Origin of the sequence: Bradyrhizobium diversitatis, from assembly GCF_016031635.1 — a bacterium.
In the GTDB taxonomy this organism is placed as follows: Bacteria; Pseudomonadota; Alphaproteobacteria; order Rhizobiales; family Xanthobacteraceae; genus Bradyrhizobium; species Bradyrhizobium diversitatis.
Window position 1 is genome coordinate 1 of the sequence record NZ_JACEGD010000049.1, and the last position, 18,272, is coordinate 18,272.

An 18,272-nucleotide genomic window follows, 5' to 3' on the forward strand; every position below is an offset into this window, starting at 1 on the left:
AGCGGAAGAAGATTGAGATGCGGTTTGCACACCTGAAGCGCATTCTCAGGCTCGGTCGGCTTCGACTGCGTGGACCACGAGGCGCACAGGATGAGTTTGTTCTTGCTGCCATCGCGCAAAATCTGAGGCGCCTCGCGTCGCTCGTTGCACGACCTCCGCCCGCTCATGCTCTCTGCATCGCGTAGCGTAGGAGTTGCGTAGAGAGCGTCAGGGTCGGCGGATCAAAGCCGGTCCACTTTGCCCAATGGCCGAAGGGGCATTCGTCGGTTACAATGACTTTTGCAACAATATCGGTCCACAAGCCGACGTTCTCGCACCTTTCGGGAGAGAAGGCGCTGTCATGCCCCGGCTTGCCGCCTTCGCTGAAGCTTCGGCGGCCGAGCACCTTGTGGCCCGGCGGAGCCGGGACAGGGGCATCCAGTACGCCGCGGCGCCTCGATTTCGTCACAACCGTCTTTGGAATATTGGATCGCCCGGCTCAAGCCGGGCGATGACGGCTAGGTGTGTGGCGCGATCTCTGCATCTTGGCGAAGATCGCGCCGTCTCGTGAAGAGTGCTTACGACTCGATCTTCACATACTCGAAATCGCCGGGCTTGTTGTCGATGCCGACCTTCGGCGGCGAGATCCAGGATGCGTACTTGCCGGTTTCGGTGACGGGCTGCATCAGAGAGGTGATGAAGTCGCCGTCGCTCGCCGACGGCAGCCACTCGTCCTTGCGCCTGGCCCAGGTGGCATCGTCGATCAGGATGCCGTCGGGCGTCGCGTGCACGTCCTTGAACTCGCCGATGTGGCGATGGAAGGCGACGTTGGGCAGAGTCAGCTTGAAATCATAGCCCGCGGTCGAGATCACCTTGTTCCAGCGCAGCATGCCCTTGACGCAATCCTGGCTGTAATCGTCGCGCAGGCGCATGTTGAGCGCGGTCAGCGCCGGCTCGTCGACCAGCTTGATCTCGCCGTTGATCAGCTTGAGCACCGGATAGGTCGAGTTCTTGAGCTGGTGGTCGTCCTCGATCTGGGTCTCGTGGTAGCGGCCCTTGATGCCGGCGTTGAAGGCGTTGGCCGCATTGGTCGAGACTTCCGAGCCGAACAGGTCGAGCGAGAGCGTGTAGTGCAGGTTCAGCTTCTTCTGGATGGTCGGGAGATCGATGACGCCGAGCGCGCGGACTTTCGCGATGTCGGTGGGATCGGTGATGCCGGCCGCGCGCATCGCATCGCAGGTGCGCTGCACGACGCGGGTGATGCCGGTCTCGCCGACGAACATGTGGTGCGCTTCCTCGGTCAGCATGAAGCGGCAAGTGCGCGACAAGGGATCGAAGCCCGATTGAGCGAGGCTGTGCAGCTGCATCTTCCCGTCGCGGTCGGTGAAATAGGTGAACATGAAGAAGGACAGCCAGTCCGGCGTCGCTTCGTTGAACGCGCCCAGCATGCGCGGCGCGTCGGCATCGCCGGAGCGGCGGCGCAAGAGATCGTCGGCCTCCTCACGTCCGTCGCGGCCGAAATATTTCTGCAGCAGGTAGACCATCGCCCAGAGGTGACGGCCTTCCTCGACGTTGACCTGGAACAGGTTGCGCATGTCGTAGAGCGAGGGCGCGGTCTTGCCGAGATGGCGCTGCTGCTCGACCGAAGCCGGCTCTGTGTCGCCCTGGATCACGATCAGGCGGCGCAGCATGGCGCGGTGCTCGCCCGGGACTTCCTGCCAGGCCGGCTCGCCGTAGTGCTCACCGAACGGCACGACGCGGTTCTCTTCCTGCGGCGCAAGGAGAATGCCCCAGCGATATTCGGGCATGCGGACGTAATCGAACTTGGCCCAGCCGCGCGGATCGACCGAGTACGCGGTGCGCAGATAGACCAGCGATTCCTGAAAACCTTCCGGCCCCATGTCGCTCCACCAGTCCATGTAGCCGGGATGCCAGCCCTCCAGCGCCTTCAGCACCTGGCGGTCTTCAGCCAGATTGACGTTGTTCGGAATCTTGGTCGAGTAGTCGACGTTCATGATGTTCATGTTCATGGCCGTGTCTCCTTGCGATCTCGTTCCGTCATGCCCGGCCTTGTGCCGGGCATCCACGTTCTTGCTTCCTTGAGCGAAGGACGTGGATGGCCGGGACATTTGTGCGAAGACGCGCTTCGCGCTTCTGCCCGGCCATGACGCGGTGAATGTCAGACTCGCGTCATATCGAATTTCGGCTTCTGGCCGCTGCCGTAGCGGCGCAGCGCGCCTTCCTCGCCGACCGCGTTCGGACGCTGGAAGATCCAGTTCTGCCAGGCGGTGAGGCGGGCGAAGATCTTCGATTCCATCGTCTCGGGCCCGACGAAGCGCAGGCTCGCTTCCATGCCGGTGAGGCTGTCGGGCGAGAAGCTGGCGCGCTCCTCGAGAAACACTCGGACCTCGTCGTCCCAGTCGATGTCGTCGAGCGCGAAGGTGACGAGGCCGAGTTCCTCGGCCTCCTCGGCATCGAGGCTGGTGCCGATGGTCGCTTCCGCGCGCTCCACATCGGACGGATCGGCCTGGAAGCGCGATTGCAGCCGCGTCAGGCCGTGGCTCATCGGATACGGACCGAAATTCATGGCGGACAGTTCGATCGACGGCGGCGGGCGGTTGTCGCCCTGGCGCGTGCCGATCAGCATGTAGGAGCGGTCGGCGGCGAACACGAGCTCGGCGAGCGTGCCGGCAAAGCAGGAGCCGGGCTCGACCAGCGTCACCAGCGTGCGCGAGGTGACGTCGACGCGCTTGAGCACGCGCTTCCAGTAGTGGCGGATTTCGTTGACCAGCCAGTGCGCCTTGTTGGCTTCGAGGAAGGCATCGCAAGCGAGCACATGGGCGCGGTCGCCATGGCTCTTGAAGACGAGCATGGCGATCTCGAGCTCGTTGATGCGCAGATGCAGGATGGCGTCGTCGAGCTCGCGCGCGACCTGGAGCGGCCAGAACGAGGCGCCCTGCGCCATCATGCCGTCGATGTCGGCAGGCGGCGCGGCCTCCGGCGCCTTGATCGAGATGGTAGCGATGCGAGCCGTGCGATCGATATCGACGGTGACGAAGCCGTAACGGATGCTGGTCTCATCGATCACGCGATCGAGCGGCGTCAGTGCGATACCCTTGCCGCTGCCGGTGCGTTTCGAGGCTGCCGCGAACTCCCTGGCGCGCTCGGCGATCTTGGCTTCCAGCTTGGAATTCGGCGCGATCTCGTCGACGAGACGCCACTGCACCGCGCGCTTGCCCTTCACACCCTCTTCGATGGTGCAGAAGAAATCGGCGTGATCGCGGCGCACCTTGCGCTTGTCGACAACGCGCGTGAGACCGCCGGTGCCGGGGAGCACCGCGAGCAGCGGCACCTCGGGCAGCGCAACGGCGGATGATCCGTCATCGGCGAGGATGATGTGATCGGTCGCAAGCGCCAGCTCATAGCCGCCGCCGGCGGCCGAGCCGTTCACGACGGTGATGAAGCGCTGGCCGGAGTTCTCCGAGGAGTCTTCCATGCCGTTGCGGGTCTCGTTGGTAAACTTGCAGAAGTTCACCTTGTGCGCATGCGTCGAGCCCGCCAGCATGCGGATATTGGCGCCGGCGCAGAACACGCGGTTCTTGGCCGAGCGCATCACTACGACCTTCACCTCGGGATGCTCGAAGCGCAGGCGCTGAACCGCGTCGGCAAGCTCGATGTCGACGCCGAGATCGTAAGAGTTGAGCTTGAGCAGGTAGCCCTCGAACAGGCCGCCGTTCTCGTCGACGTCCATGGTCAGGGTCGCAACGTCACCCTCGACCGCAAGCTTCCAGTGCTTGTAGCGGGACGGTTCGGTCTGGAAATCGATGAATGTCGCGCCGCCTGCGAGGCGCCGATCTTCCCCGGCCATGAGCCACCCTTAAGCTTGCTTATGCGTTTTGGAGCGTTAGATGCACAATAGTGCATCTAACTAGGTTAGTCCAGCCCGAATCTCGGCGTCATATGCACTTTGCTTCATCTAAGCGTGCATTCGCCTTATGCGGCCTGAAGTCCTGGATCGTCCCGCAAGGCGGCCTTTGCGAACTGCACGATGGCATCGAGGGTCGGCCCCGCGGCCTCGCGATGCGGCGAATGCGCCGCGCCGGCAATGATCTTCAGATCGACCGGGCAGTAACATTCCTCCTGCGCGATCTCGACTTGCCGCAGCGTCCCGTATTGGTCGTCCGCGCCCTGCACGATCATGACGGGCACGCGGATGTAGGCGAGGTATTCCGAGATATCCCAATCGCGGAATTTTGGATCGAGCCAGGCGCCGTTCCAGCCATGGAACGCGTTGTCGACGTCCTTGTGCCAGCGCGCCAGTTTCGTCCTGAGATCGGTGGTCTCGAACGTCGTCTTGATCGCGGCGATGGATTTGATCGAGATGTCCTCGACGATGAAATGCGGCGCGATCAGCACGAGGCCGTTCAGCCGATGATCCTGATGCGCGCCGGCATAGATGGTCGCGATCGAGGCGCCGTCGGAATGGCCGAGCAGGAGGCCGCGCTTGAAGCCGATCGCATCGAGCAGTTTCGGCAGCACGTCCAGCGCCTCGCGCTGCATGTAGTCGAGTGGCCGCGGCAACGCGACCGGGCTGGACTGGCCGTAACCCGCGCGCGAATAGGCGAAGATACCGGCGCCGGTCGCCTGCTGCAGCTCTTCCGGGAAGTCGCCCCAGAGCCCGACGCAGCCGAGGCCTTCGTGCAGCATGACGATGGTCGGCGCATCGGCCGCCTGCGGCGCGAGCCATTTGTATTCGAGGCTGGCGCCATCGATGCTGAGGAATCCGGTGGGGGTGAGATTGGTCATGATGTCACTCTTCTTCGCGCAATGAGCAGAAGGTGCTTCCGCGCACTCAGGCGTTCCCTCCCCCCTTGTGGGGGAGGTCAGGGAGGGGGGTGCCACACGGGGATTCTCTCGAAGGCGCGGGCGCGGCGTGCGCCGCTCACCAACGACCGCGGCACCACCGCTGAGGCTACCCCTCTCCCCCGCCCTCCCCCACAAGGGGGGAGGGAGCGCAGCGGTGCTCGAGGCGATAGAACGCGTCATATGACACACCATGCCGTTCAATTCGCGCCCTCGCGCAGCTTGAATCGCTGGATCTTGCCCGTCGCGGTCTTCGGCAGCGAGTCCACCACGTCGATCCAGCGCGGATATTTCCACGGGCCGATCTTCTGCTTGACGTGGTCCTTGAGCGTCTCCTGCAAGTCCGTCGTTGTCACGCCCGGGCGCAGCACGACGAAGGCCTTCGGCTTCAGCAACCCTTCCGGATCGGCTTCGGGCACGACGGCGGCCTCGAGCACGGCCGGATGCGTGATCAGCGCGCTCTCGACCTCGAACGGTGAGACCCAGATGCCGGAGACCTTGAACATGTCGTCGGCGCGGCCGCAGAAGGTGTAGCGGCCATCCGCATCACGAACATATTTGTCGCCGGTTCGCGTCCATGGTCCTTCGAACGTGCGGCGGCTCTTGTGGCGCTGATTCCAGTAGCCTTCGCCGGCCGAGGGAGCATCGACCAGCAGTTCGCCGACCTCGCCGTCGGCAACGTCCTGCCCGGCCTCGTTGACGAGCCGCACCGCATAGCCCGGCACCGGCTTGCCGGAGGAGCCGTACTTGATGTCGCTGGGGGCGTTCGACAGGAAGATGTGCAAGAGCTCGGTCGAGCCGACGCCGTCGAGGATGTCGACGCCGAAGCGCGCCTTCCAGCTGGTGCCGACCGATTCCGGCAGCGCCTCGCCGGCCGAGGTGCAGATGCGCAACGCCTTGCCGCAGCGCTCGCTTTTCATCGTCTCGTCGTTGAGCATCGCCGCGAACAGCGTCGGCACGCCGTAGAAGATCGACGGGTTGTAGCGGTTCATCAGATCGAACATGCGGGCCGGCGTCGGACGCTCGCTGTTGAGGATGACGCTGGCGCCGACCGACATCGGGAAGGTCAGCGCGTTGCCGAGACCGTAGGCGAAGAACAGCTTTGCCGCCGACAGACAGACATCGCTCTCGCGAATGCCGAGCACCTGCTTGGCGTAGGTGTCCGCCGTCGCCTGCAAATTCGAGTGCAGATGGCGCACGCCCTTGGGCATGCCCGTTGACCCCGACGAATAGAGCCAGAACGCCGGCTCATCCGGGTGGGTCGCCGCGGTGGTGAACTGATCGCTCTCGCCGGCCATCTCTTCGGCCAGTTGCTTGTGGCCGTTCTGCTTGGCACCGGAGACGACGACATGCTCGAGATCCGGCATGCGGCCGACGACGTCCCTGATGACGGGATAGAGCGCTTCGGACACGAACAGCACCCGTGCGCGGCAATCGGCGAGGATGTAGGCGTACTGGTCCGCGGTCAGCAGCGTGTTGAGCGGCACCGGCACGACACCGGCGCGGATCGCGCCCAGGAATACGATCGGGAAATCGATCGTATCCAGCATGATCATCGCGACGCGCTCCTCGCGGCGGACGCCGAGCCGGCGCAGCATGTTGGCGGCGCGCCGGGTCTGTTGCTGGAGCTCGCCATAGCTGAGCCGCGAGACGGTGTCGTCGAAGGCGAGCTTGTCGCCGCGGCCCTCTTCGACGTTACGGTCGAGCAGCCAGGTCACCGCATTGTAGGATCCCTCGCTCACGGACATCTCCCCCGAATTTAGAATTATAATTCATAGAAAGACACCGCGACGGCTTGCTGTCAATGCCAGCAGGCACTATGTTTCATTAAAACGCGCCGCAGGACCCCTGTAAAGAAGACTCATGAGCGAAAGTCCCGACGCCGAATCCCGCTTCCTCGAACAGCTCGGCCAACGTGTGCGCACCATGCGCGCATTGCGCGGCATGTCGCGCAAGGTGCTCGCCAAGGTCTCGGGGATCTCGGAGCGCTACATCGCCCAGCTCGAAAGCGGCAAGGGCAATGTCTCCATCGTGCTGCTGCGCCGCGTCTCGGACGCGATGGGCGCCCATCTCGAAGATTTGCTCCCCTCGGCCGATCCGACGCCGGACTGGCAGATGTTTCGCGATCTCCTGCGCAAGGCAACGCCGGCGCAGATCGCGCAGGCCAAGGATCTGCTCGCCGGCGGCAGCGCCTCCGCACCGCGGCGCGCGCCATTCTGCGGCATCGCGCTGATCGGCCTGCGCGGCGCCGGCAAGTCCACACTCGGCAGGATGCTGGCGAAGAAGATCGGCTGGAGTTTCGTCGAGCTCAACAAGGAAGTCGAGCAGCAGAACGGCCTCTCGGTCGCCGAGATCATCGCGCTCTACGGCCAGGAAGGCTTTCGCCGCATGGAGCAGGCGGCGCTGCAACAGCTGCTCGCGCGCAACGAGCTGATGGTGCTGGCAACCGGCGGCGGCATCGTCTCCGAGCCCCTGACCTTCGACCAGGTCCTGACCTCGTTCTACACGATCTGGCTGAAGGCCGAGCCCGAGGAGCACATGGCTCGCGTCCGCCGCCAGGGCGATCTGCGCCCGATGGCGGATGACCGCTCGGCGATGGCCGAGCTGCGCAACATCCTCTTGAGCCGCGAGCCGCTTTATTCGCGCGCGACGGCGGTGGTGGATACGGCCGGGCTTTCGGTCGATGCAGCTGCTGCACGGCTGATCGATGCGGTGCGGCCAGTGCTGCAGAACGAAGCCCTCAGCTTCGGGCTGCGCAGCGTGGCGCTGTAGGGCGAGCTGTATCCAATTGCTCCGCTGTCGTCCCGGACAAGCGCGCCACAAGCGCGCGCAGATCCGGGACCCATATCCCCAGGAAAGAGTCGTTGCGCGAGAGGGCAACCACGAGTCTTCGCCAAACATCTCCCTGTGGTTATGGATCCCGGATCGGCGCTCGCTAAGGCTCGCTTGTCCGGGACGACGGCGGAGTTTGTGGGCGCGCCACAATGTCACTATATGCGAGCCCAATAGACAGCTTGGAACAACCATGACCCCCACCGACGTCAGCACCTCCATGTTCGAGCGGATCGGCGGCAGCGCCACGATCGATCGTCTGGTCGACCGCTTCTACGACCGCATGGACACGCTGCCGGAAGCGAAAGTCATCCGCGCGATGCATGCGGACGACCTCGGTCTGATCCGGGTCGTCTTGAAGCGCTATCTCACGGAATGGACGGGCGGCCCGAAGCTCTATTCCCCAGAGAAGGGCCATCCGCGATTGCGGCAGCGGCACATCGGCTTTGCCATCGGTGATGCCGAGCGCGATGCGTGGATGCTCTGCATGCGTGGAGCGCTGGAGGAGACGGTGATTGATATCGCCGCGCGCCAGGATCTCGACCGCGCAATGTCGGGCCTTGCTGACTGGATGCGCAACCGGCCTTGATACGGCAGCGCCTCGTCGCAAATCGAGGACGCGCCCATGCTCTCGCGCAATGCGCCATGCATTGCTTGAATTGAACTCCGGACAAATCGCACCGATGCGCTGCTGCACCCCTTCGACGGCGAAGGCCGCGCCCATATGCAATATGTCAATGACCGCGGCACCTATCACGACGTCCCGGCAAAGTTCCTGATGCGCGAGATGGCGGAAGCGCGGCAGGGCACGGTGCCGTAGCGATAGACTTGGATGGGCGCCATCGCGACGCTATGCTGGGCGCGAACGAGCGAGACGCGCGATGGACGCAACCGCCGATGTCATCCGTCGATCTGCCTCCCCCCGCCTTGCGCGGCTGGTCTCCAGCATCTCGTTCTACCGCGAGCGCGGCCTCGGCCTGGCCGCCTTCCGCCACGCCGCGCCGCTTGCGCTCCCTCTGCTGGTGAACCTGGGAACGCCCTTCCGTATTGCGCTCGGGCACCAATCGGATGCTGCAGACGCTCGACCGAGTTTCGCGGCGGGTCTCTTTCCCGGGCCGGTCCTGATCGAATCCGACGGCCGCGCCGAATGCGTTCAGGTCGATTTCACGCCGCTCGGGGCGTATCGCTTCTTCGGAGGAGCCGTGCCCGATTTGACCGCCCGCATGGTCGGCCTTGACGACATTCTGGGACGCGATGGTGAGAACCTCCGCGCCAGGGTGGCCGAGGCGGTCGGCTGGCGGCGGCGATTCGAGATCGTGGAGGATTTCGTGCTTCGCCGCGCCGTCCACGAGCCTTCGCCGGCGGTCGCTTTCGCCCTGGAGACGCTCTGGGAACGCGCAGGCGCGATCAGGATCGCCGCCATCGCCTCCGACATCGGCTGGAGCCGCAAGCATCTCACGCGTCGCTTCCACAACGAGATCGGCGTTCCGCCAAAGACGCTGGCCCAGATGCTGCGCTTTCATCGGGCCTGTGCGCTTGCCCGGACGGACGGCACAGGCGGCTGGGCCGCAATTGCAGCAGACGCCGGCTATGCGGACCAGGCGCATCTTGCTCGCGATTTCCGGATATTCAGCGGCGAGACGCCGACCGGATGGGCCGCGCGGCTCGATGTCGTCGATCCACGCCTGATGCGGGACGGCGGCGGCTAGCGCCAGGACGGCGCGAGGCAACGGTCAAGTCCCATTTGTTCAAGCCTGCCGCCATGATCCGAACTAGGGTCGGCGTCGCAACAAGCTTGCAAGGACTTGCGCCGAACTTGCACCGAACTTGCACAGAACTTGCACAGAACTTGGAGGGTTTCATGAACCAGCCGAACGGCTACGAAGCGCCGCGCCTCTACCACACGATGCGCTGCAGGGATGCGGAGGCGATGATCGCCTGGTTGAAGAACGTTCTCGGCTTCGCCGAACACGTGGTGTACCGCAAGGAGGGCACGATCATCCACGCCGAGCTGGCGTTCGGATCATCGATCCTCATGCTGGGCGCGCATCGCGACGATGCCTACGCCAAGCGGGTTGGTGACATCAGCGGCCAGCGGACAGATGCCGTCTATCTGGCCGTTGATGATCCAGACGCGCTCTATGAGAAGGTGAAAGCCGCTGGCGCAAAGATCGAAATGGAGCCCTACACAACCGATTATGGCAGCCGCGATTTCGCCGCGCGCGATCCGGAGGGCGGCCTCTGGAGCTTTGGCACCTATTGGCCCAAAGTCGGCGAACAGCCGCTCGCCGGATAGCCGGACGATCACGTCAGACGCGGCTCGGTGGCCGCGGCTCGGGCCCAGCCAGTCCGGTGCGAGAATGCGGGCTTCCAGGCCGGCTTGCTCGCTAGACCGACCAGTAATGCGGATGCGGGTAGGACCGCGAACGGTCGCCCCAGTCGAACGCATCGCCATCGAACTCGCACGGGCCGCTACTGAGTTCGTCCAGCGTCAACTCGATCTGGAACGCCTCGCGGCTGGGGTCGTATTTCAGCGCGTTCCACTGGAGAGGGTAGTGATGATGGGTGCCAAGCAGTCCACCGGTCTTGATCACGGCATAGGCAACCATTCCACTCAGCTTGTCGAGCATCAGCCGTTCGATTGTGCCGAGCTTCGTACCGTCGCGTCCATAGACGGCGACGCGCTCCACGCGATCACTGGGAACCATGGTATGGTGCATGGCGTCCTCCCTGTTCTCTCATGCTTGGAGCCATTATAGCACCGCCTTCGAGACAACGGGAATGCAGCTACAGATTCTCTCAGGTCTCGACGGCGTCGACCGCAAGCTCGACCCCGGCCCCCTCGGCGGACACGCCCTACGAGACCAAAGCGCTGCCATTGCCGAAATCGCTGCGCGATGCGGTCGCCGCGCTGAAGGACGACCCTTTCTTCCGCGAGAAGCTCGGGACCGAATTCGTCGACTACTACACCCACATCAAGAACGCCGAGATCGATCGCTTCCTGTCCGAGGTGACGGACTGGGAGCATCGCGAGTATTTCGAGATGTTTTGAGCAAGTCCGGCCCGATCCGGCACCGATGGTCACTTCAGCCGAATCGTGTCGACGCGCCGGCACGGAATACAATTGTAAGCGTGCTCCGAACGGAGCATGACGATTCCCGGCAGCGTCGCCAGGAACTTCATTGGCCGCCTGCATCTCGAGCAGATGAGGATCGGCGGATCATCTTCACGATCGGAACTCATTCGACAACCAAGTCTGAAGCGCCGCACGATACTGCCTCGCCGCGCGCGCTTCATCTCGGGAGAACTACCGGCTTCTATCGGAATCCGGGCCGGCCTCAAGCCGGGCGCGTTGCTTCACGCTCCCGTGAGGCGACTTCTTCCGGAAAGTTCCGACGACATTGCGCCACTCCGGGACGAAGCCATTTCCTCATTCCGCGAAAAACGCCGGAAGGACACGCGGCCTATAATTTCCGTCCATGATCAACAACGGAGTTCGGTCATGTGGGATCAATTTTTCAGCCTGATCTATCGCTTGTCTTGTCGGACCACCCTGATCGAGATCGGCGCGCACCGCCTCACACGTTAGTTGGGCGCTGCATGCGAATTGGGTAAGGTCAATTGACCAGATGACGGGGAATGCGAGGCGCTGGCATTCCGCTGCTCACATCGCGCGAGGAAGCGCTAAATTCCCAGATATTTGTGCTGCAGATCCGGCTCGGCCACGAGTTCGTCGGACGTGCCGCTCCACACCGTCCTGCCGCGCTCGATGATGTAGTGGCGGTCGCAGATGCGGGCGAGGTGGTCGACATTCTTGTCGACGACCAGGATCGACTGTCCCCGGCTCTTGAGCAGCGACAGGCAGCTCCAGATTTCCTCGCGGATCAGCGGCGCAAGGCCCTCGGTTGCCTCGTCCAGGATCAGGAGTTTTGGATTGGTCATCAATGCGCGGCCGATGGCGAGCATCTGCTGCTCGCCGCCGGAGAGCTGGTTGCCCATATTGGAGGCACGCTCGGCGAGGCGCGGAAACATCACGTAGATCGCTGCCAGCGTCCACGGATTGCTGCTGCCGAAGCGGTCCGCGGCGGCGGCCACCAGATTTTCGCGCACGGTGAGGTTCGGGAAGATCTGGCGCCCCTCCGGAACGAGGCCTACGCCGAGCTTTGCGATCCTGTAGGACGGAAGCTGTCGCACCTCGGCGCCAGCGAAACGGATCGCGCCTGCGCGCGCGGGCGTCAGGCCCATGATGGAGCGGATGGTGGTGGTCTTGCCCATGCCGTTGCGACCCATCAGCGATACCATCTCGCCCGGCTTGATCGACAGCGACAGGCCGAACAGCACCTGGGACAGGCCGTAACAGGTCTCGATGCCTTCGACCTCGAGCAATGTGTCAGCCATGATGCGTCACCACATGCTGATCACCGAGATAGGCGCGCTTGACGTCCTCGTTCTGGCGGATCGCGGCAGGATCGCCGGAGGCGATGACGCGGCCATAGACCAGCACCGAGATGCGATCGGCCAGCGCGAACACCGCCGGCATGTCGTGCTCGACCAGCACGATCGACACTTCCTTGCGCAGCTCCTGGAGCAGTTTGACCATGCCCTGGGACTCGGTGACGCCGAGGCCGGCCATGGGCTCGTCGAGCAGCAGCAATTTCGGCTTGCTGGCCAGGGCGACCGCAAGCTCGACCTGGCGCCGCTCGCCATGGCTGAGCTTCGACACCAGAACATCGGCGCGATGCGCGAGCCCGACGCGATCGAGCGCCGCCTGGGCGGCATCGCGCAGGCCTTTTTCCTTGCGCGCGTTGGCGAAGAAGCGGAACGAGGTTCCGGCATGCGCCTGCGCCGCCAGCGCGACGTTGTCGGCGGCGGTGAAGTCGAGCAGCAGCGAGGTGATCTGGAACGAGCGCGCGAGCCCGAGCGCACAGCGGCGATAGGCCGGCAGATCGGTGATGTCCCGGCCGCCGAGCAAAACGCTACCGGAATGCGGGGAGAGATGTCCGGTGAGCTGACTGATCAGCGTGGTCTTGCCGGCGCCGTTCGGGCCGATGATGGCGTGCAGCTCGCCTTCCGCGACGTCGAGCGAGACGTGATCCGTCGCGATGATGCCGCCGAAGCGACGCACCAGCTTTTCGACGCGGAGCAAGGGTTCAGCCACGGCCAGCCCTCCCCAGCGCGCCCATGATGCCGCCGCGGCCGAACAGGACGATCAGCAGCAGCAGCGGACCCATGATCAGCGCCCAGTATTCGGTGATCTGCGACAGGAACTCTTCCAGCAGCAGGAACACCACGGCGCCCATGACCGGGCCGAACAGCGTGCCCATGCCGCCGAGGATCACCATCACCATGAGGTCGCCGGAACGCGTCCAGTACATCACGGCCGGGCTGATGAAATCGGTGTTGTTGGCGAGCAGCGCCCCGGCAAGGCCGCACATGGTGCCTGATATGACGAAGCAGACCAGCTGGTAGCGCTTGGCCGGGAAGCCGATCGCCTGCATGCGCTGCTCGTTGGAACGCAGGCCCTGCACGACGAGGCCGAAGCGCGAATTGACGATGCGCCAGATCAGGAAGATGACGCCGAACAGGCAGGCAAGGCAGAGATAGTAGAACTGCACGCGATTGCCGAGATCGATCAGGCCGGAGAAGTCGCTGCGCTTGTAGATGGTGAGGCCGTCGTCGCCGCCGTAACGCGCCAGCCCCGAGGCGACGTAATAGGCCATCTGGGCGAAGGCAAGCGTGATCATGATGAAGTAGACGCCGCGCGTGCGAAGCGAGAGCGCGCCGATCACGAGCGCGTAAATGGCGGAGGCGGCGAGCGCGACCGGAAACTGGATGAAGCCGCTTCCCACGCCTTCCTGAGCGAGCATGCCGACCGCGTAACCGCCGATGCCGAGATAGGCGGCGTGACCAAAGCTCATCATGCCGCCAAAACCCATGATCAGGTTGAGGCTCGCAGCCGCCAGCGCCAGGATGATGATGCGGGTGAACAGCGTCAGGATGAAGATGTTGCCGGAGAGCTGCGAATAGAGCGGCAGCAGCACGAGGCCCGCCAGCATCAGGGCCGTGACGGCCTTGCTCACCGTGATAGCCTTCATCGACGATTGGCCGGAAACAGCCCCTCCGGGCGCACCACCAGCACGATCGCCATCAGCAGGTAGATCAGCATGGACGACAGCGCCGGCGCGGCGGTGGAAGCAGCGGCACCGCTCAGCACCTGCCGCAACAGGTTCGGCAGGAAGGCACGGCCGAGCGTGTCGATCATGCCGACGAAGATCGCGGCGAGGAACGCGCCGCGGATCGAGCCGATGCCGCCGATCACGATGATGACGAAGGCGAGGATGAGGATATTCTCGCCCATGCCGATCTGCACGGTCAGGATCGGCGCCTGCATCAGGCCGGCAAGGCCCGCGAGCGCGGCTCCCAAACCGAACACCAGCGTATAGAGCAGCTTGATGTTGATGCCGAGCGCACCGATCATCTCGCGATTGGAGGCGCCGGCCCGGATCAGCATGCCGATGCGGGTGCGCATCACGCCGAGATAGAGCAGCAGCGCGACCAGCAAGGCCACCACGATGATCGCGAGGCGATAGGCGGGATAGTGAATGCCGGGCAGGATCGGCACAGGTACGGTGAGCCAGGCCGGCAGCGGCAGCGCAAGACCGGCCGGGCCCCAGATCAGCCGCACGGCTTCGTTGAAGAACAGGATCAGGCCGAAGGTCGCGAGCACGTGGTCGAGGTGGTCGCGGCCATAGAGATGCCGCAGCGCCGTCACCTCCAGCACGATGCCGAGCACCAGCGTGGCCCCGAGCGCCATCAGCGCGCCGAGCAGGAAGCTGCCGGTCCAGGCGGCAAAGGTCGCGGCGAAGTAGGCCCCCATCATATAGAGCGAGCCGTGCGCGAGGTTGACGAGATCCATGATCCCGAACACCAGCGTCAGGCCGGCGGCGAGCAGGAACAGCAGCAGGCCAAACTGCAATCCGTTCAGGAACTGTTCGACGACAAGCAGCATCAAGACTCTTTCAGGCGCACGCAGCGTCGCGCCGATGTTCGAGCAATGTCGCCATCAGTGAAAGAGCTCCCCCTGCCTCTTCAAGGCCGAAAAATGGGTAATGGCAGTATCGTTCCGAGGCAAGAGCGATTCGACACCAAACATGCACTTTGTTGCATGCCGATGCATGCGATCGAGATCGAGATCGACCCTAGCAAGAAGGCTGCCGTGCAGGCTGGGGCAACCTGCCGCACCCATGCGATCACCCTCTCGCCGGCGGACGGACGAGAGGGTGCAAATTTGTCGGAGTTCTGGGGAAGTCTAGTGCGACGTCATCTGCCGGGGTAGATCATCGGGTTCGGCGAGCCCGCCGTTGGCCGTCGTGGCTTCGAGCGCTGCCATCCGGAACAGATAGGCGAGCGTCGCCAACCCGGCGTCGTCCGCCATCTGCGCCAGCTCGAGCGCCATATCGGACATGTAGCCGAGATTTTCGTCGTTCGTTTGCGCCATGATCTGGCTGTCCCGCATCATGTTCGACATCTCAGGCGCTCTTTCGTTGCGCGGCAGCGAAGCCGCAGAGGTTGGCACGGGCGACGGCATCCAGTCGCGGGCCGTCTTGCTGCACGACGGAAGCCAAGCCGATTCGATCGTGCAGGGCATCGAGTGTCTCGCGGCGAATGTCGATGATCGCCGCCATGGTCCATGCGTTCTCCACCAGGGCCGGCAGGCCGAGCGGCGTGACGACGAACCCGGCCTGGTGGAAGCGCGGCAGCCACCACGTCTCCATGATCGCGCTGACCTGCGCGATTCCCTGATCGAGGCAGAACTCCTGCACCGCCGCCATCAGTTGCAGGTTGAGCGCGCCGTCGCGGCGATCGCGCACGACGAAGTAGCGCGACCATTCCCAGACCAGCGGATCGGCCGGGCAGCCGCGTACCGCCGCCAGATGCGGGAACACCTCGCTCATCATCGAAGGCTTGGTGGTCGGGTAGAGCCGATGACCGCCGACGACGCGACGCTCTTCCAGCGCCAGCAGATAGACGGTGTCCTCGTCATCATAGGAATCGATCTCGCGGCCATCCGGCCTGCGCAGCGTCTCCCAGCGCCGCTCCTCGACGAAAATGTCGTGACGTAGCCGGAAGTGCTGCTCGATCACGTCTTCATAAAGGTGGCGATTTACCGCGGAAATTGCGTGAATCATGAAAACCCCCATTCATTATCAATGGAGGCAGACTCCGCGAAAAGATGCAGATCCGATATTGGGAAATTTCCCAGTGAGGCGGCTAGGGAGCGATGATCTTGTTGCGAATCGCCAGCGCTACCGCATGCGTACGGTTGACGGCACCGAGCTTGCGCGCGGCGGTTGCAAGATGCTCTTCGGCGGTGCGCTGCGTGATGTGCAGGATCTCGCCGATCTCCCAGGCCGATTTCCCCTGCGAAGCCCAGGCGATCGCCTCGCGCTCGCGCCGAGTGAGGTGCGTCGACGGGTGCGGCACCGGCTCGAGCAGACGGCGAATGTGGTCGAAGCCATACATGGCCATCAGGTGCAGCGCCGGCTTGCTGCGGGGATTGAGGTCGAGATGGACGCCGCCAAGCGAGACCGCGGCCTCATAGCCCGTGAGCCCGTGGATCGGCACGATGAAACCGCGCGACATGCGAAACTCGCTGGCGCGATTCATCACCTCGGCTGCGCTCGGCTCGAGCTCGGCATCATAGGGGGCTTCCGACCACTCGAACGGATTGACCGATTGCCGGCAGAGCCGCACCACGGGATCGTAGCGGTCGTAATTGTTCTCGGTGTAGAGGCTGAACCATCCCGCCGGCCAGCGCTTGGCAAGCACCATCTGCGCGAACCGCTGGTCGGGATTCGGCAATCCCGTCACGATGATGGTTTCGAAGCCGAAGCGACCAAAGGCCGCTTCGAGCGCATTCATGGCTTCTGGAACCTTGCGGTAGGCCTGCAGGCCTTCGATGAAGTCGAGCGCCTCCCGGCCATAGTCTACGGCGGACATCGGTGCGTTTCCTGACCCTCGCCGCTTCCGTATAGCACGTATCTGCGAACTGCCTCAAATGGCTGTGGCCGTAGTTTCCCGGTGCCGATCTGCTCTGAAGATTTAAACTACTTGTGGCAGAATTTACGCCGCGATACACCTGAAATGTCTGAAGCGGGAAACCAATGATGGAAGACGAGGACATTGCCCTCAACAGCGTGCTCGGACTGGAATTGAACCGCGTGTTTTTTGCCGTCCGCGAAACGGCGAACAAGCAGAAGATCATCGAGTTCGCGCGCAAGGTGCTGCAAAGCGAGCACGCGGAGGCGGCCGAGAACGTATCGCCCGAGGGCCCGGCGAGCTAGCCATCGCAGTTGCAACAAACGACGCCGATGCAACTGATCGCGCGGCGACGCGGCCCTTCCATTTGAGCGCGCAGATTGTAGTCGAAACTCTCTGGCTGAAAATGTGGTTTCCCTTCTCCCCTTGTGGGAGAAGGTGGCGCGAAGCGCCGGATGAGGGGTCTCTCTCCCACAAGGGGAGAAGGCAGAGTCTGCCGCCTCCGTCCACATCGACACCCCACTTGCCGCTGGATGACATCACGGCTCTCGTGAGATGATCGCCGCCACGATCGTCTTCCGGATGCCAAGGACATTTCAAGGCCATGATGACGCTGCGCCAGGTTGAAGTGATCCGTGCCGTGATGGTGACGGGCACCATCGGCGGTGCGGCGAAGCTGCTCAACGTGTCGGCGCCGGGAATCAGCCGTCTGGTCAAATACACCGAACGCTCGCTCGGCATCCGCTTCTTTCAGCGCCAGAACGGGCGCTACTTCCCGACGCCGGAAGCCGAGAACATCTTCGAGCAGATCAACGGCGTCTACAAGAAGGTCGACGATCTCTCCGAGATCATCTCCAAGATCGGCCGCGGCGGCCTCTCGGAGCTGCGCATCGGCTCGGTGCCGAGCATCTCGCAGGTGATGGTGCCGCGCGCGATCGAGCGCGTCCGCCGCCGCTATCCCGATCTCGGCATCGACATCAACATCCTCAAGCTCGAGGAAGCCATCGACTATCTCCTGCTCGGCCGCGGCGAGTGCGTCGCGATGAGCTACCGGCTGGAGCACTCCGGGCTCGACTTCATGCCGCTCGCCTCGGGCGAGCTCTATTGCATCGTTCCGCCCGGCCATGAGCTCGCCGGCCGCAAGCAGGTCTCCGCCGCCGAGATCACCCGCTATCCGCTGATCGGCATCGACCCGAACGATCCCTATGGGCGGATCATGGCCGAGATCTTTGCGCGCAACCGACTCGACTACAACATCACCATCCGCGCGCGCTTCGGCACCACGGTCTGCGCGCTGGTGAAGGCGGGGCTCGGCATCGCCATCATCGACCAGTTCACGGTGGCCCATGGCGGCTATCCGGGGATCGAGCTGTTGAAGATCACCGAGCCGACACGGTTCGACACCTATGTCGCAGTGAAGCGCGGCGCGCCGCTGTCGCTGCATGCCGAGTATTTCATCGAGTCCCTGCGCACCGAGATGCGCGCGGTCGAGCCGTTGCGCGGCAACGGCAAGACCGTTTCGGCACGGGGCCGGAAGAAATAACATGATGTTAGGTTTG

At 63.8% G+C, this 18,272-nt stretch carries 20 protein-coding genes and 1 pseudogene; 9 read left to right on the plus strand and 12 right to left on the minus strand.

Annotation, left to right across the window (positions count from 1 at the left end):
• On the plus strand, nucleotides 1–185 hold a 185-nt coding region (locus tag H1B27_RS35235; protein ID WP_197968442.1), incomplete at its 5' end, for a transposase.
• 372 nt (nucleotides 186–557) lie between these two features.
• Here the strand turns inward: H1B27_RS35235 and boxB are convergent.
• The 4 genes from boxB to H1B27_RS35255 all read right to left on the minus strand — a co-directional run bounded on the left by boxB (nucleotide 558) and on the right by H1B27_RS35255 (nucleotide 6,584).
• Nucleotides 558–2,009 carry a benzoyl-CoA 2,3-epoxidase subunit BoxB gene (gene boxB / locus H1B27_RS35240; RefSeq protein ID WP_194390328.1) on the minus strand — a complete coding sequence of 484 codons (1,452 nt, stop codon included), beginning with the start codon at nucleotides 2,007–2,009 and terminating at the stop codon, nucleotides 558–560.
• A 149-nt stretch (nucleotides 2,010–2,158) separates the two neighbouring features.
• Nucleotides 2,159–3,847 (minus strand): 2,3-epoxybenzoyl-CoA dihydrolase, encoded by a 1,689-nt coding sequence (boxC, locus tag H1B27_RS35245; RefSeq protein WP_197969209.1) that lies wholly within the window; start codon nucleotides 3,845–3,847, stop codon nucleotides 2,159–2,161.
• A gap of 125 nt (nucleotides 3,848–3,972) precedes the next feature.
• Nucleotides 3,973–4,785, minus strand: coding sequence for an alpha/beta fold hydrolase (locus tag H1B27_RS35250; RefSeq protein ID WP_197969210.1), 813 nt, complete (start codon nucleotides 4,783–4,785; stop codon nucleotides 3,973–3,975).
• Between the two features lie 257 nt (nucleotides 4,786–5,042).
• Entirely contained in the window at nucleotides 5,043–6,584 is a 1,542-nt protein-coding gene (locus H1B27_RS35255) for a benzoate-CoA ligase family protein (RefSeq protein WP_197969211.1), read from the minus strand.
• A 121-nt stretch (nucleotides 6,585–6,705) separates the two neighbouring features.
• Here H1B27_RS35255 and H1B27_RS35260 point away from each other — a divergent pair, with 121 nt between their 5' ends.
• The 4 genes from H1B27_RS35260 to H1B27_RS35275 all read left to right on the plus strand — a co-directional run bounded on the left by H1B27_RS35260 (nucleotide 6,706) and on the right by H1B27_RS35275 (nucleotide 9,970).
• Nucleotides 6,706–7,614 carry a helix-turn-helix transcriptional regulator gene (locus H1B27_RS35260; RefSeq protein WP_197969212.1) on the plus strand — a complete coding sequence of 303 codons (909 nt, stop codon included), beginning with the start codon at nucleotides 6,706–6,708 and terminating at the stop codon, nucleotides 7,612–7,614.
• Between the two features lie 253 nt (nucleotides 7,615–7,867).
• Nucleotides 7,868–8,263 (plus strand): group II truncated hemoglobin, encoded by a 396-nt coding sequence (locus tag H1B27_RS35265; protein ID WP_197969213.1) that lies wholly within the window; start codon nucleotides 7,868–7,870, stop codon nucleotides 8,261–8,263.
• Nucleotides 8,264–8,555: 292 nt separating this feature from the next.
• Entirely contained in the window at nucleotides 8,556–9,383 is an 828-nt protein-coding gene (locus H1B27_RS35270) for an AraC family transcriptional regulator (RefSeq protein WP_197969214.1), read from the plus strand.
• A 152-nt stretch (nucleotides 9,384–9,535) separates the two neighbouring features.
• The gene (locus tag H1B27_RS35275) at nucleotides 9,536–9,970 is read left to right on the plus strand and encodes a VOC family protein (RefSeq protein ID WP_197969215.1); all 435 of its coding nucleotides are present in this window, start codon (nucleotides 9,536–9,538) and stop codon (nucleotides 9,968–9,970) included.
• Between the two features lie 91 nt (nucleotides 9,971–10,061).
• On the opposite strand, the gene H1B27_RS35280 is transcribed toward H1B27_RS35275, so the two are convergent.
• Nucleotides 10,062–10,394 carry a PRC-barrel domain-containing protein gene (locus H1B27_RS35280; protein WP_131874636.1) on the minus strand — a complete coding sequence of 111 codons (333 nt, stop codon included), beginning with the start codon at nucleotides 10,392–10,394 and terminating at the stop codon, nucleotides 10,062–10,064.
• Between the two features lie 61 nt (nucleotides 10,395–10,455).
• Between H1B27_RS35280 and H1B27_RS35285 the strand changes: the two are divergent.
• Nucleotides 10,456–10,726, plus strand: a pseudogene (locus H1B27_RS35285) (glutamine synthetase); the annotation flags it as partial.
• Between the two features lie 96 nt (nucleotides 10,727–10,822).
• Nucleotides 10,823–11,263, plus strand: coding sequence for a hypothetical protein (locus H1B27_RS35290; protein WP_156505064.1), 441 nt, complete (start codon nucleotides 10,823–10,825; stop codon nucleotides 11,261–11,263).
• A 95-nt stretch (nucleotides 11,264–11,358) separates the two neighbouring features.
• On the opposite strand, the gene H1B27_RS35295 is transcribed toward H1B27_RS35290, so the two are convergent.
• The 7 genes from H1B27_RS35295 to H1B27_RS35325 form a co-directional block, all read right to left on the minus strand.
• Nucleotides 11,359–12,072: an ABC transporter ATP-binding protein gene (locus H1B27_RS35295; RefSeq protein ID WP_061879681.1), complete on the minus strand. Its 714-nt coding sequence runs from the start codon at nucleotides 12,070–12,072 to the stop codon at nucleotides 11,359–11,361.
• Nucleotides 12,065–12,832 (minus strand): ABC transporter ATP-binding protein, encoded by a 768-nt coding sequence (locus H1B27_RS35300; RefSeq protein ID WP_061879682.1) that lies wholly within the window; start codon nucleotides 12,830–12,832, stop codon nucleotides 12,065–12,067. Before H1B27_RS35300 ends, H1B27_RS35295 begins: the two co-directional genes overlap by 8 nt.
• On the minus strand, nucleotides 12,825–13,769 hold the full coding sequence (locus tag H1B27_RS35305; RefSeq protein WP_061879683.1) for a branched-chain amino acid ABC transporter permease: 945 nt from the start codon (nucleotides 13,767–13,769) through the stop codon (nucleotides 12,825–12,827). Before H1B27_RS35305 ends, H1B27_RS35300 begins: the two co-directional genes overlap by 8 nt.
• Nucleotides 13,766–14,683 carry a branched-chain amino acid ABC transporter permease gene (locus H1B27_RS35310; protein WP_036042790.1) on the minus strand — a complete coding sequence of 306 codons (918 nt, stop codon included), beginning with the start codon at nucleotides 14,681–14,683 and terminating at the stop codon, nucleotides 13,766–13,768. Before H1B27_RS35310 ends, H1B27_RS35305 begins: the two co-directional genes overlap by 4 nt.
• Nucleotides 14,684–14,983: 300 nt before the next feature.
• A complete protein-coding gene (locus H1B27_RS35315; protein WP_197969216.1) occupies nucleotides 14,984–15,202 on the minus strand; it encodes a hypothetical protein in 219 nt (72 codons plus the stop codon).
• A 1-nt stretch (nucleotide 15,203) separates the two neighbouring features.
• A complete protein-coding gene (locus H1B27_RS35320; protein WP_197969217.1) occupies nucleotides 15,204–15,863 on the minus strand; it encodes an acyl-homoserine-lactone synthase in 660 nt (219 codons plus the stop codon).
• An 82-nt stretch (nucleotides 15,864–15,945) separates the two neighbouring features.
• The gene (locus H1B27_RS35325) at nucleotides 15,946–16,674 is read right to left on the minus strand and encodes a helix-turn-helix transcriptional regulator (protein WP_061879686.1); all 729 of its coding nucleotides are present in this window, start codon (nucleotides 16,672–16,674) and stop codon (nucleotides 15,946–15,948) included.
• 164 nt (nucleotides 16,675–16,838) lie between these two features.
• Between H1B27_RS35325 and H1B27_RS35330 the strand changes: the two genes are divergently transcribed.
• Together H1B27_RS35330 and H1B27_RS35335 are read left to right on the plus strand one after the other, a co-directional pair.
• Nucleotides 16,839–17,018: a hypothetical protein gene (locus tag H1B27_RS35330; protein WP_082822056.1), complete on the plus strand. Its 180-nt coding sequence runs from the start codon at nucleotides 16,839–16,841 to the stop codon at nucleotides 17,016–17,018.
• A gap of 299 nt (nucleotides 17,019–17,317) precedes the next feature.
• Entirely contained in the window at nucleotides 17,318–18,256 is a 939-nt protein-coding gene (locus tag H1B27_RS35335) for a LysR family transcriptional regulator (RefSeq protein WP_197969218.1), read from the plus strand.
• The last annotated feature ends 16 nt before the right edge of the window (nucleotides 18,257–18,272 follow it).